The sequence below is a fragment of the Butyrivibrio sp. Su6 genome (assembly GCF_900108105.1).
In the GTDB taxonomy this organism is placed as follows: domain Bacteria; phylum Bacillota; class Clostridia; order Lachnospirales; family Lachnospiraceae; genus Butyrivibrio.
This window is the reverse complement of record NZ_FNUR01000014.1, coordinates 50,996-64,617: the sequence shown is the minus strand read 5'-3', so window position 1 is coordinate 64,617 and position 13,622 is coordinate 50,996. Positions and strand designations below refer to the sequence as shown.

The 13,622-nt window shown below is 39.9% G+C and carries 13 protein-coding genes; 4 read left to right on the top strand and 9 right to left on the bottom strand.

Annotation, left to right across the window (positions count from 1 at the left end; translation table 11 throughout):
* The first annotated feature begins 26 nt into the window (after nucleotides 1–26).
* Nucleotides 27–1,004, top strand: a complete 978-nt coding sequence (locus C4S54_RS13675; protein WP_103870016.1) for a bile acid:sodium symporter family protein — start codon at nucleotides 27–29, stop codon at nucleotides 1,002–1,004.
* Nucleotides 1,005–1,059: 55 nt separating this feature from the next.
* Here the strand turns inward: C4S54_RS13675 and C4S54_RS13670 are convergent, their stop codons facing one another.
* The 7 genes from C4S54_RS13670 to C4S54_RS13640 form a co-directional block, all read right to left on the bottom strand.
* Nucleotides 1,060–1,716 (bottom strand): hypothetical protein, encoded by a 657-nt coding sequence (locus tag C4S54_RS13670; protein ID WP_103870015.1) that lies wholly within the window; start codon nucleotides 1,714–1,716, stop codon nucleotides 1,060–1,062.
* Between the two features lie 8 nt (nucleotides 1,717–1,724).
* Nucleotides 1,725–2,348 (bottom strand): hypothetical protein, encoded by a 624-nt coding sequence (locus C4S54_RS13665; protein ID WP_103870014.1) that lies wholly within the window; start codon nucleotides 2,346–2,348, stop codon nucleotides 1,725–1,727.
* 24 nt (nucleotides 2,349–2,372) lie between these two features.
* Entirely contained in the window at nucleotides 2,373–3,179 is an 807-nt protein-coding gene (locus C4S54_RS13660; RefSeq protein WP_103870013.1) for a DUF1295 domain-containing protein, read from the bottom strand.
* A gap of 37 nt (nucleotides 3,180–3,216) precedes the next feature.
* Nucleotides 3,217–4,065, bottom strand: a complete 849-nt coding sequence (locus C4S54_RS13655; protein ID WP_103870012.1) for an SDR family oxidoreductase — start codon at nucleotides 4,063–4,065, stop codon at nucleotides 3,217–3,219.
* A gap of 24 nt (nucleotides 4,066–4,089) precedes the next feature.
* Nucleotides 4,090–5,019 (bottom strand): hypothetical protein, encoded by a 930-nt coding sequence (locus C4S54_RS13650; protein ID WP_026522743.1) that lies wholly within the window; start codon nucleotides 5,017–5,019, stop codon nucleotides 4,090–4,092.
* A 36-nt stretch (nucleotides 5,020–5,055) separates the two neighbouring features.
* Entirely contained in the window at nucleotides 5,056–5,580 is a 525-nt protein-coding gene (locus C4S54_RS13645; RefSeq protein ID WP_103870011.1) for a TetR/AcrR family transcriptional regulator, read from the bottom strand.
* 239 nt (nucleotides 5,581–5,819) lie between these two features.
* Complete coding sequence (locus C4S54_RS13640; RefSeq protein WP_103870010.1) at nucleotides 5,820–6,374, bottom strand: DUF3990 domain-containing protein; 555 nt, start codon at nucleotides 6,372–6,374, stop codon at nucleotides 5,820–5,822.
* Between the two features lie 97 nt (nucleotides 6,375–6,471).
* Here C4S54_RS13640 and C4S54_RS13635 point away from each other — a divergent pair, with 97 nt between their 5' ends.
* Complete coding sequence (locus tag C4S54_RS13635; protein WP_103870009.1) at nucleotides 6,472–8,034, top strand: glycoside hydrolase family 43 protein; 1,563 nt, start codon at nucleotides 6,472–6,474, stop codon at nucleotides 8,032–8,034.
* A gap of 38 nt (nucleotides 8,035–8,072) precedes the next feature.
* Here C4S54_RS13635 and C4S54_RS13630 read toward each other — a convergent pair whose 3' ends face one another.
* Nucleotides 8,073–8,837 (bottom strand): PHP domain-containing protein, encoded by a 765-nt coding sequence (locus tag C4S54_RS13630; protein ID WP_103870008.1) that lies wholly within the window; start codon nucleotides 8,835–8,837, stop codon nucleotides 8,073–8,075.
* A gap of 87 nt (nucleotides 8,838–8,924) precedes the next feature.
* On the opposite strand from C4S54_RS13630, the gene C4S54_RS13625 reads away from it, so the two are divergent.
* Complete coding sequence (locus C4S54_RS13625) at nucleotides 8,925–9,707, top strand: formate/nitrite transporter family protein (RefSeq protein ID WP_022775371.1); 783 nt, start codon at nucleotides 8,925–8,927, stop codon at nucleotides 9,705–9,707.
* Between the two features lie 1,553 nt (nucleotides 9,708–11,260).
* On the opposite strand, the gene C4S54_RS13620 is transcribed toward C4S54_RS13625, so the two are convergent.
* Nucleotides 11,261–12,418 carry a hypothetical protein gene (locus tag C4S54_RS13620; protein WP_103870007.1) on the bottom strand — a complete coding sequence of 386 codons (1,158 nt, stop codon included), beginning with the start codon at nucleotides 12,416–12,418 and terminating at the stop codon, nucleotides 11,261–11,263.
* Between the two features lie 184 nt (nucleotides 12,419–12,602).
* Here C4S54_RS13620 and C4S54_RS13615 point away from each other — a divergent pair, with 184 nt between their 5' ends.
* Entirely contained in the window at nucleotides 12,603–13,376 is a 774-nt protein-coding gene (locus tag C4S54_RS13615) for an SDR family oxidoreductase (RefSeq protein WP_022775365.1), read from the top strand.
* Nucleotides 13,377–13,622: the final 246 nt, after the last annotated feature.

The window sequence follows — 13,622 nt, the reverse complement described above, 5'->3', positions numbered from 1 at the left end:
AAAATTGCATATTAAGGAGAAGAACAATGAAAAAAGTAAGTAGTTTTGTTGGGAAGTACATGGCAATCATTGTACTGGTAGTAGCTGCGCTGGCTCTTTTTGTGCCTGGAACATGTCTGTGGATCCAGACATCATGGGTAAACTACCTTCTTATGGTAGTAATGTTCGGAATGGGTCTTACTCTTAAGCCTGAAGATTTTATTCTTGTTTTCAAAAAGCCTAAAGATATCCTTCTTGGATGTGTGGCTCAGTTCACCATTATGCCACTTTTAGCTTTCGCTCTCGGAAAGGCATTTGGCCTTGAAGCAGGTCTTTTGGCCGGTGTTATCCTTGTTGGAACATGTCCCGGAGGCACATCCAGTAACGTTATCACATATCTTAGTAAAGGCGATGTTGCTTTGTCAGTGGGGATGACAAGCGTTAACACTCTCCTTGCTCCATTCTTAACACCTGCAATCACATACCTTCTTCTTAGAACTTCTGTAACTGTAGATGTTTTGGGAATGTTCGTTTCTATCATCAAAGTAGTTATCGTACCTATTGGCCTTGGATTTGTTATCAACAGATTCTTTGGAAAGTTCACCGCTAAGGCAGCTGACATTCTTCCACTTGTCTCTGTTACAGCTATCACACTTATCGTAGCAGCAGTTGTATCACACAACTCAGCAAGAATCCTCGAGACAGGTGCTGTTGTATTCGTAGTAGTTATCCTTCACAACCTTTTAGGATATGCATGCGGATACCTTCTCGGAAAGCTTTTAAAGCTTCCTGTATCCAAGAAAAAAGCTCTTTCTATCGAGATTGGAATGCAGAACTCAGGACTTGCAACATCTCTTGCAGGAACAGCTTTCCCAGACCTTGCAATGGCAACAGTCCCAGGCGCAATTTTCTCAGTATGGCACAATATTTCAGGTGCAATCCTTGCAAATATCTACCAGAAGCTTGTAGATGATTCCCAAAAAAATGACACTGAGGAAGAACCCATTTTAGAAAAGGCTCAGTGAGCCTAAATTGAACTTTATTAAAAATGCTTACGCCATCGGCGTAAGCATTTTTTAGTTACACTCCAAACAGGACCTGGTAAAAGAGCTTTTTCGTCTTCTCTTTTCCTATGGCCTTGATAAATACGTTGGTTGAAGGACCACCGTTTTCAATAAGGTCATTTACGTAGTTCAGAGTCTTTTGCTTTTTTAGTGCAACATCACTGACCTCAACATGAGGCAGACTCAAATATGTCTCCAGATACTCTTTTGCAAGTGCATTAAATGTTGAAGACAAATTCTTTTTTCCCTTAAAGGACATACAACCTGAAAGCTTGATGTCATCATACCAATGCTTTCCCGGATCCCTGTAAGGAAGATAGTCATACTTTGATACTAATGCTTCAATTCTGTCCAGATTGTCTAATGTATCAGTGTCAGCCACAGTATCAAAAAGCTCTGTAATCAAAATATCATTCCCCATGACCTTTATCCTGTCATAGGATAAAAGAGGCAGATCAGCCTCAGATGGCGTAAATATTATGGTATCCATTTTCATGAGACCAAATAAGCCTTTAGCCGTCATTACAGATATATGCCCAAGATTTTTAGCTTCATAGGCCTTTATATCAAAGCGCATGCCATTGATCTTTAATCCATCATACTCTGAAGTATTTACAGGTTCCAACTCATAATGAGTTTTTATAATCTTAATCATTTCATCCAGACAAGTCATAGCCAGCCTCACTTTCCAAGTACAAGGTCAGCAATTCCGGCCTTATTCATGACTATCACGCCATAGAATAGAAGTCCCTGTCCAACAATGTTAATTATCTGGGCAATCCAGTTCATGTAGCTCTGAGTAAAATCTTTGGATGAAAGATATCCCATTGCAAGTGAGCAGAGAAAAGATATAACAAAAACCGCTATGAGAAATGGCTTTTTAAGCTTTACTGCAATTATGCACAAAGCAATATATATCATAGCAAGTCCAATGCACATGCAGCTTACAAATATTGCTGTGCCTGTAAACACAGGTGGCGCAACGGATAGCGCAGCGTTTTTGCCCTGTCTGTGGAAAAGCATTGCAAGTATGCCTATTCCTGCCAAAAGAAATCCAATGGACTGCATCGGAAAGAATATATCATTCAAAGGCTTGAAATCACAGATTCCTGCGGCATAAAGAAGCTTATAGAGTGCTTTGGCAACTCCTGCACAGATTATATCAATTGTGCCCACAGCAAAAAGTGCGAAGGCGCCTTTGCTCATTTTGTTATACAGATTCCTTTGTAACATTATTGCTGCAATAGCAAAAAATATAACCGGTATAAAATCTATGATCCCCATTGTGATCGAATAATTTTTCATATGTAACCCCCAAGATGTCACTTATCAACTCGTTTTTTTATTCAGATGATAAATAGGAATAAAAGGAAGTATGATCGGTGTCTTATTTGCATAATCATTATACGCAGCATCATTGCCATAACGTGCCATCTGGCGCTTTTCAAGGCGCTGAGCTCCGTTGAACATGATATAAACAATGCAGACATATGCTATTATCGCCATAAGCCACTGTCCAATTCCCTGATAAGTTGTGATTCCTGCAACAAATACCCCTGTCCAGAAAATAATCTCCCCAAGATAATTCGGACATCTGACAATTTTGTAAAGTCCCTTTGTTGCCACCATATCAGGTCTTTCCTTTTTCTGCTCTGATTTCTGTTTATCTGCAAGTGACTCGAGTCCAAGACCAAAGACAGATATCAGCATGCCAATTACAGGAACGATCACATCCTTTGATCCGTTTGCATATCTAAAGAGCATTGGGCTCACCTGTGCTGTATAAAGAATAGCAACGAATACCCAAATTGAAATGCTTACAAACACAGGTATTTTCTTGTCATTTCCTGTTGCTTCCTTTAAGGTCTTGCGATATGCCGCATTTTTTATCTCTCTTATCAAAAGAAATCCGGACAAACGCACGCCATAGGCAAGAAACAAAACAGCCTGTAAAACAGCAAGAACAACAACTCCTTCTGACCAGCCATACTTCAAAGACATAATTAAAATAGTTATGCCGCCACCGGCAATTGCAAATCCATATCCAATAGACAGAAAGTACACATATTTATAGAAGCCCACTGCACTGAGAACAGCGCAGACAAGGCAGATTATAAGTAATGAATTCCAATACATAAATTAATCCTCCAAGTGAAAATACCTGCCACTTTTATCAGACGGCAAAGTTGTCTTTTATATATTCAGCAAAACTCATATCTCCATATTTGGTTGAACCTACCATATCCTGAGATAAAGTAAACTTTGAGAAGCGGATGATTGCTTCTTTTCCGTTCTTTTTGAGCTTATTCACAAATGCAAGTACATCAAAGAGCCAAGTCGGAGCCTTCTTTATTACCGGTTCTTTTCCTGCTGCCTTAAAGCACATTGTTGCAATTTCTTCATATGTGTAAGTCTCTTTTCCGCCTACATCATAAATCTTGTTGTCATCAAGCATGTGCTTTACGATGAAATCAGCAAAATCTTCAGTTGAAATAACGTTGCAGCTGACAGGTGTATTTCCAAGAAGGGTAACGGCGCCCTTTTCGACCATTGGTCTGAATACTTTTACAATGTCATAAAAATAGCCTGTTGGTCTGTGGATAACATAAGAGAGGCCGCTTTCTTTCAGCTTCTGCTCAAAAAGATATTTTGCATGTACCATTGGTACTTTTTCAGGAGCCTGATCTGCTCTTATTACTGAAATATAGGTAAAATGTTTAACTCCCGCTTTTTTGGCTTCATTTAATATGTTGAGGTTTCCCTGATAATCGATATCATAGTTGGAAATTGTGGCAGATCCCTTTGTAAGACCTACAGTTGTAATGACTGCGTCTGCGCCATCGCATGTTCCAGCAAGTGTTTCAGGTTTTGTCACATCTACCTTGGTAAAAGAGTATTTGCCATTAAGTTCAATATCTCTCTGCATCATATCAAGGGCAACTACTTCATGTCCTTCCTTTAAAAGAGCTTTAAAAATATCTGCGCCAAGATTTCCATAAGCGCCTGCAAGTACAACCTTCATTTTTTATCTCCTCCATGTCATGAATTATTTTTTCTTCTTTTCCTGGGCACGCTTATCGTTGATTATCTTCATGTGCTCCTCAGTTACAAGTTCAACGTTATTCTCTCTTGCCCACTCAACACAGCCCTTAAGAGCAGCAGGTAAAAAGACTCTTGGAACACCCAATAGGCACTTAAGTGCATCATCAGTAAACTTTATCTTGTCATCAGCTCTCTCTGCAGCATAACGAACAGAAGCAAGTGACGCTTCGCGAACCTGCAAAAGCTCTGCTCTCATTCTTCTCTTTCTGTGGAACCAGAAGTTCTTTGAATCCCTGTAACCGTAATCTACAGGAAGTGGTGGAAAATCTCTTGCTGTCACGCCGTTTATTATGGCATCACGATATTTCTTTTTCATAAGAATTTTGTCAATTCTTAAGATAAAGTGCGCACCAAACTTACTGGTTATGCCATTGAAATCATGATATGGACCTTCATAGCCTTCAAGCTGACCCGGTGCATCGTTTGAAGCTCCATCAAGCTCTCTCATCCATGTACACTCGATTACTTCTATGGCGTCTGTCATGACCATAGGGCGCAGATCCTCAGGATTTTCCTCCTGAATAAGGCTCTTTTCCAATTTGAAATTACATTTTGGCATCTTTTCGGATGGCTTATCGCCAGGCCATGAAAGCTTCACTGCCTCATGAAAGTTTTTGGGATTGTCATCGATAAAGTTGATCGCACATTTTCCTGTGCGCAGGATATTCTGTGCTGTGTTAGATGAATTACGACAATTAAGAAGCATTGCGTAATAATCCTTACCAGCAACATAATATGGCTGGATCAGGGAATAGGGTCCCAGATTAGTTGAGCCGTCTTCGCACAAAGTGCTGATAAGAACGGTAGGCATCGGAAAAAACAGTGATGTCTGATAAAAATTGTCTACGATTCGCAAGTTTTCAAAGCTACTCATTTCATACCCTCCGCTTTTGTGATTCATTTTGATATTTCACATCTTTAAAAGAATTCTAAAGATTCCCGCCTGTTTCTCAAATGGAACATCCTCAAGTGTCCAAAAAAGTATAGACTCCGCAATGTGACTGGCCATAAAATCAGGTTCATCATAGCTTTTATCAATACACACAGGCAGTATTATATTCGCAAGAACTCCTCGTAGCTGTGCGTGTCTCTCAGCAAAGACTGCGGAATAAACTGATGCAGCCTCCTTATCTTTAAAAAGAAAGCTGTATTTGTTTATAAAGACCTTGAGATAATCATGAATTCCCTCAAGAAATATAAGTTCTTCTGAAGTGTCCAGCTTTTTCATCTGCGCAGTGCAGCTCTTCCAGTCCTCCAACATGAATGAAGATATCAGCATATCCTTTGACGAGAAATAATTATACATAGTCCCAACGCCAATTCCGCAGGCTGCTGCAACAGAACGGATAGTCGTCTTTGAATAACCATTCTCAAAAAGCTGTTTTTTTGCTTCTTCTATGATTTGTTCCTTGATGTTTTCTATAATTTTGGGCATATCTATCTTTCCAAAAAATCAAAATAACCATAGCTGTACGCTGCTGTAGCTACAGCCTTCAGTATTTTATGAACGTGTTCGTTTAAATGGTAACAATCTCTGATTTAAAAATCAATATTTTGCTGAAAATACGCTTATTTTCAGAGAAGTCTACAATTATCAGGTTCTGTTTTTGGTAGAAATTATAAAGAGAGGACATCTATTCCACCTAAGCATAAGTGGACTAGTGTCCTCTCTAATTATTCAAAACTCTCCATAGTTTTAGCAAATTCAGACATGTACTTTTCATTATCATCATCTGCCATTTTCCTGAACCCGGCTATCTTTTCATCCGTTAATATCTCGTAGGATATGAATTTAAGCGCCTTTGCCGCATTTTCACTCTTTAATACTATCTGCTCATAGCAGTTTCCTACCATGAGCAGCTTCATAGCCTCCTCATCAGACAAAAAGCCGCTGGTGATAACTCCGAGTGTATCGTGTATCGTATCATTAGCAATAGGTCCGATGATCAAATCATACTCATTTAAGTAATCCGGCATGCTCCGTCTATTGTTGAAAATATATTCAAACCATTCTTTATCCCGGTCAAAGCGCTTGATCTTCAGATTTTTTTCATCAAGCTCATATTTATTAATTATAATGTCAGCGTCCGGCCTTGGCGTGACCCAACGCCCTGCAAAATCATATTTATCTGAAGTATAAAATCCTTGTCCAAAATCAGCATTTTTCCTGCCATGATGTATATCAGGCTTTTCTATAACATTGTAACTTGCGTGAAATAATGTGATCATATGGTGTACCTCTTTTTCACAACTGCCCATAAGGCAGCCGGCATTCTTAACAGCAAAACTCACTCTATAGTTATATTATTATGCTACAATATGACTTATGAATACGCAAAATATAAATCCAATAACAAAACTTGATTATCCTGATCCGGACGTTATTTACTTTGATGGTGCCTACTATATGGCCAGCACCACCATGTACTTTATACCCGGCTGTGAAATCTTAAGATCCTACGACCTTGTAAACTGGGAGCATGCTTCTTTTGTCTATGACAGACTAGATGGCACTCCTTCACAGAAACTTCAGGGAAAAGAAAATATCTACGGCCAGGGAATGTGGGCTGCAAGCCTTCGCTACAATAAAGGCTTATTCTACATTTGCTTTGTTGCCAACGACACCCATAAAACCTATATTTTCACTTCTGCTTCAATTGAAGGTCCTTGGGAGAAGTATACTCTCGAAGGTTTCTATCACGATAATTCCATTCTTTTCGACGATGATGGCAAGGTTTATATCGTGTATGGCAATAAGAATATCTTCATAAAGGAGCTCGCAATTTCAGGAGAAAAGCTTTCAGATTCTGATACGCACGATACTGAAAAGCTGATAATATCAGATGCCGATGACGCATATCTTGGCTATGAGGGTTCTCATTTTTACAAGATAAATGGAAAATACTATATTTTCCTGATTCACATTCCAAAGTCCACAGGAAAGCGCACTGAGAGCTGCTTTATTTCAGATTCTCCTTTTGGTCCCTACACCGGAAAAGATGTCTGTGATGACGACAGAAACTACCGCTCCTCAGGCGTAGCCCAGGGCGGAATAATTAAGACTCCAAATGGTAAATGGTATGGCATTCTCTTTCAGGACAGCGGTGCTGTAGGCAGAATTCCTATACTTATGCCTGTGAGCTGGGATGGAGATTATCCAGTCTTTGGAGATAACGGCCACATCCCTGAGTCTTTTGACATTGAAGATTTGAAACCTGGCCACTGCTATAACCCGCTTGTTTCAAGTGATGACTTTAAGACTGAGTATTCTCTTCAGGGAAATTCTTCATTTGGTTTTAAGCCATGCTGGCAATTTAACCATGAACCTGACTTATCACTCATAAAAAGAAATCTTACAGATGGAACAGTTACTTTAACAACTGATAAGCTATCATCCAACCTGATGCAGGCTAAAAACACACTGACTCAGAGAACTCTTTTCCCGGGCTGTAGCAGCACGGTCATCGTCAATGGTTCAAATCTGAAAGATGGTGACTACGCCGGTCTTTGCGTTTTGGAAAGCTGTTATGGCTTCATAGCTATAACAAAGCGCCATGATTCATACTATCTTGTCATGGGCAAAAGAGATATCACCACAGGTGGTATTTTTGGCGAGCGCCACGATGACGAGCCTTTTGATGAAATGGAATGCATAAGGCTTGAAGATTCTGTAGTCAGACTGCACTCAAATGTAGAATTTGAAAATGACACAGCAGAATTTAGCTACTACGAAAAAATAAGTGATGCCTCACCTAAAAAGCTCGGTATCACTCATAATCTGCAGTTTAAACTTGACCATTTTACTGGTGCAAGATTTGGCCTGTTCATATACAGCACAAAATCCTTTGGCGGAAGTGCTTCATTTTCAGATTTTGTATATCAGTCATAAACTTGTGACTGATATGCAATAGGTGCTATGTTTTCATTTCAATGATAAATCACTTCAAGAGAAGGCTCTTTTACCGGATTCGTCAGCGCAGCGTTGCCGCTAACAGGCTTAAATTCTGCTGACAGATCCAAAGCATCACTCTTATAAAGAGGTATCCCTTCTCCAGCCATAAATGCCTCTACATACTCTTCAATAGTCCTTATGGGATGGTCAAATCCCATTCCACCCATGTTCTTTAATCCAAAATTGTGAATATCAGAGCCCGCAGCCATTCTCATATTGTTCTCCACTGCATACTGATACCCAAGAGCATTCTGGTAGTCCGGGTTTGATGCGTTGTAAACCTCAGCACCGTCGCAGACATTTTTTGTAAGGTGTATCGCTTTCAGATAATCTCTTTCTCTATAGGGATGCGCATGGATCATTATCGCCCCCGCTTCATGAACTGTCTTATAGACTTCGTATCTGTCTTTTTCCATTATGTCAGGGTTTGCCAAAAGCCAGTTTTTATCTACTCCGTAAAGCAGGTATTCATCCCCTTCAAAGTTATACTCTATTCCAAAAAGTACAACGAAGTCATCGCCTGCAGCTGCCCTTGCATGCTCATACCCCTTGCAGTACAATTCAACTCTTTTCTCCCATGGAAGATCTTTTGGAACAGCACTGTTTCCGTTAAAAAAGTGATCTGTCACAATGATGCCGCTGTAGCCAAGCTTTTTCATATAGTCAATATAATTTACTCCCGGCGTAGATGAACAGGCACTTCCCTCGATAGTGTGTAAATGTGTTTCAAAAATATACATGATTAATTCCCCAAAAAATATTTCCTTTTCAAAAATAACCCTTTAAGATTATAATATAGTTTCACGTTAATTTGGGAGGAAAAAGATATGAAATCACCGGCAGAAATTGCTACAAGATACGAAGCTGCAGGTTCAGCTAAAGCATCTGCACCCTTTGGCAAAACTCTTTTACTTGGAATAATGGCAGGAGCATTTATAGCACTTGGAGGCCTTGGAAGCCAGATAGCTTCTTGCTTTGCTTCTGATCCATCATCAGCAAGAATGATCAGCTCAGTGGTATTCCCTATAGGACTTTTCATGGTACTAATCGGCGGAGCTGAACTTTTTACAGGTAACTGTCTTATCACAATCCCTGTTCTTTCAGGTAAAGCCAAGCTTTCAGGCATGTTAAAAAACTGGGTTATTGTTTACTTTGGCAACATGATAGGCGGCTTCATCATAGCAGCCCTTGCTACTTTCAGCCACATCTACTCATTTGGCGATAACGCACTTGCTTTGTCAGTCGTAAATACCGCCATTACAAAATCAAACATAAGCTTTACAGATGGACTCCTCCGAGGAATACTCTGTAATGTTCTTGTATGTATGGCCGTATGGTGCTCTTTTGCAGCAGACGAACTTGCAGGAAAGGTATTTGCCCTTTGGCTCCCTGTAATGCTCTTTATCATCTGCGGATTCGAGCACTGCGTTGCCAACATGTACTTCATTCCCGCGGGCCTTCTCACATCAGCCTTCTATGGTATCCCAGGCGATGGTCTTTCACTTGCAGGTTTCTTTATAACAAACCTCATTCCTGTAACTATCGGAAACATCATCGGTGGCGGCCTCTGCGTTGGCGCAGTATACTACGCTGCATACCTTAAAAAATGATCACAGAGAAGAAATAACACGAATATTGTAGATAAGGGAGAGTAATCAGCTGTATGCAATTAGCATACATCTGATTACTCTTTCTTTGTATATGCGTAAATGACTTCTCTAACTCTCTATAAGACACGGGGACGGTTTTAATGACTTATTAAAAGCAAGTCACTCAACCATCCATTTAACTTCTTAGAAAAGTATAGGTTGTAGCTGCGTACGCCACCATTGACTGAGCCTGAGGAAAACGCGGCCTTTATCTCGCCGACGGTGAGGATGATGGGAACAGTAGTTAGATTCATGCACCATCGGATTCAGCATTGTAGCGTTTTCCTCAGAACCCGTCAATGGCAAGCACCTTCGGTGTGGCTGGGTATAAAGGCCTCTGGCTCCAATTCCGAGAACAGTAGGGGCGGCTACTTTCAAGGATGTATGTGACTATATGTCTGCGTCTTTCAATGTAAATAGAGCGAAGATTCTGTTTTGGAAATATAGCCTGATTTTTGAGCTTACGACACCATGCGACAAGGTTTTTGACTTGTGATTTTGGGCATATACGGCCTTATTTGAGGTTACCACACCATTATATAGAGATCATATGTCCTCAGTTCACTCATCCAATGGATGTGGCAATCCATTTTTTCTCGTATATGCCCAATTTCACTTCCTGAAAATTCTGTCGATGGATGTGTTAACTTAAAAATATGACCCTATATACTCAATTCGTTTTGACAATCCGAATTTTCTATGTTCCATTCACCGTCCATATGATCGTGAAGAATAATGGTTTGCGCATATAGCGCTTTGGAGAGCCACTTTGAGGTCTCATGACCAGAAACATGACCTAAGTAAAAGAAAAATACAAAATAGGTCATGAATTTTGTAGCAGTTTAGCATTATCACGATAAAAAATATGACCTAAATAAAAGAAAAATACAGAATAGGTCATGAATTTTGTAGTAGTTTAAGCAATATCACAACCAAAAATATGACCTAGACAAATGAAAAATGCTGTTTAGGTCATGAATTCTGTAATAACAAGGCAATATCATGACAAAAATCATGACCTAGGCAATTGAAAAATGCTAATTAGGTCATGCTTTTTGCAATAGCACGTTATCCGTGCAGGTTATAATAAATTGTCACAGTAAAATGAAAATATAGCCCTACACATTATTGAAAGTAGCCACCACTACTGTTCCTGGATTCAGAGCCCGAGGCAATACCCCCAGCCACACCGAAGGTGCTTGCAATTGACGGGGGCTGAGGAAAACGCTAAAATACTGAATCCGACGGTGTATGAATGAAGCTACTGTTCCCATCATCCTCACCGTCGGCTTGTAGACCAAGGCGTTTTCCTCAGATTCAGTCAATGGTGGCGTACGGAGCCACTATGTATGGCTCATATGTTGGATTTTGACATTTCTTTTCCTTGGATATAAAAGAATGCTTACGCCACCGGCGTAAGCATTCGTAATAAAATCAATTCTAATTATAAAACTACCGCTGTAACACAAGAGTACGCTTTTTTAGCAGTTTCCTCATTAAACCAAGCAATCTCATTACTGTACAACGCTGTATTCAATAACTTCAGCTTTTTCAAGGTCAGCGTACATAGCTTTCATTGCTGAGTCATCAGGTACTACTGCATTTTCATCTCCATCAAGCTCTCGAAGATCTGAGTGATGGTAATATGTACCATTGCCGTTTCCGTCATATTCTACATATGCTTCTTCGTCAATGCAGAGAATACTTCCACTTGCAATAGTATATTTTTTGATCCAATGATTTGAACCTGCGTAAAGCTTTCCATCATAAATTGCAAGAGGATAAGCTGTGCCGCCTGCTTCTACAAGACCAAGGTACTCTGGAACACCAGCTTCATTGTAGCGATATACTTCTGAATCGATAGCTGCATTGAATACACCACCATCAGGGCTGTTATTAAATGTGTATTTTGTCACAAGTAAAACATCTACTCCATCGATAGTTGCATTTGCATAGCCGCTTCCTTTTTCAAGCTTATCTACAATCTGTGTAAAAGTATCACATCCTGTGATGTCAGTAGGAACATATTCATCATCCGGCATATTGGCGCCAACCTGCTTACTCTCATCATACATAGCCTCTGCTATTGCCTGAAGATCAAATCCGTCAAGGTCAGCAGCCTCTACAGTAAGAGAATAATCTGCCCCTGTTTCTATATCAAACCAGGTGATAAGATCAACATATTTATCATCGCCAATGTAGCGGTAAGCTTTTCCTGTCATATTTCCACCGCCCCAGTTAGCAAGAGTAATATCATCTTCCACTGTCCAGTTATAATACAGGCCTGAAATATCCGTAGGCTCATCTGAAGCAATGAGCTGTTCTCTTGCAACAAAAGAATTGCCATCAAGATCAAAGTCAAGCTCTACAAGAGGCCATGTATACTCATTCTCCTTTTTTTCCGCTTCCATCATTCGCCATACTATATTTGTTGCTCCTTCAGGTGCAGAAAAGAGATTTGGAGCTACAGCATATGCTTCATCTTCAGTACACTCACGCCATGGATTTGCGATTTCTGTTTCTTTAGTACTCTCAGAAGAAGCTGCCTCTGCTACATTTTCAACTGCTTCACTTGTTTCGGTTGTTGGTGCTTCTGCTGCACCTGATCCACATGCAGCCATAGAAATGGCCATAGAAATAGCCATGATAGAAGTTACGAATCTTTTTTTCATGTTTTCCTCCTCATAAACGAAATTTAAATTCATATATAATGCTACACCATTTTGTGTACCACAATAATTAAAAAAAAATAAAACAATTTAAAAATATATATTGCATGCAATTTAATTATGTGATAGATTGTATACAATCTAATTCGCAAATACAAAATATTTTACCAGAAAGGATGTGATATTTATGAATAATATGTTTGATTTAACAGGAAGAGTTGCACTTGTGACAGGCTGCTCAACAGGACTTGGTGTACAGATGGCTAAAGCTCTTGCAAGCCAGGGCGCTTCAATCATCGCTCTCGCAAGACGTCAGGAGATGATCGATCAGGTTGCAAAAGAAATCCACGATACATACGGAGTTGACACTCTCGCTATAAGATGTGACATTACAGATACTGATATGGTTGATAAGGCTATAGATGAGGCTCTTGCTCATTTTGGAAAAATAGATATTCTTATCAACAACGCCGGAACAGGTGCAGTCGCTCCTGCAGAGGATATCACAGATGATCAGTTCAGCAATGAGCTTAACATTGATCTTTTTGGAACTTTCAAAGTTGCAAGAGCAGTTGCTAAAAAGGCAATGATTCCTGCAAAATACGGAAGGATCATCAACATCGCTTCTATGTACGGACTTGTTGGAAACAAGATTGCTCCTTCATCTCCATACCACGCAGCAAAAGGTGGTGTAGTTAACCTCACAAGAGCCCTTGCAGGTGAATGGGGCAAGCACGGCATCACAGTAAATTCCATCTGCCCAGGTTATTTCTACACTCCTCTTACAAAAGAAACTCTTGATTCCGATTACTTCAAGGAGTATGCAAAGACAGCTATTCCTATGGAGAGATACGGTGTTGAAGGTGAGCTTGATACAGCAGCAGTTTTCCTTGCTTCTCCAGCCTCCAGCTACGTTTCAGGAATCGCCCTTCCAGTTGACGGCGGCTACACAAGCATGTAACCCCTCGCAAAAATACATACTTTCTTGCGAGTGGCATTAAATCCGAAAGTGCCCATAACTTTGGATTTATGGTCTACTATACATATAAAGACTAGTATTTTTGCAAGAACAGCAGACGAACTGAAAGTGCAGGCATAGTGATGTGAGCGATTTATTTTGAAATGATGATAAATGGATATAAATAAACCCACAAAAGACTTGTGTTCTGAATAAGTATGAAACAAGTCTTTTGTGGGTGTTTTATGT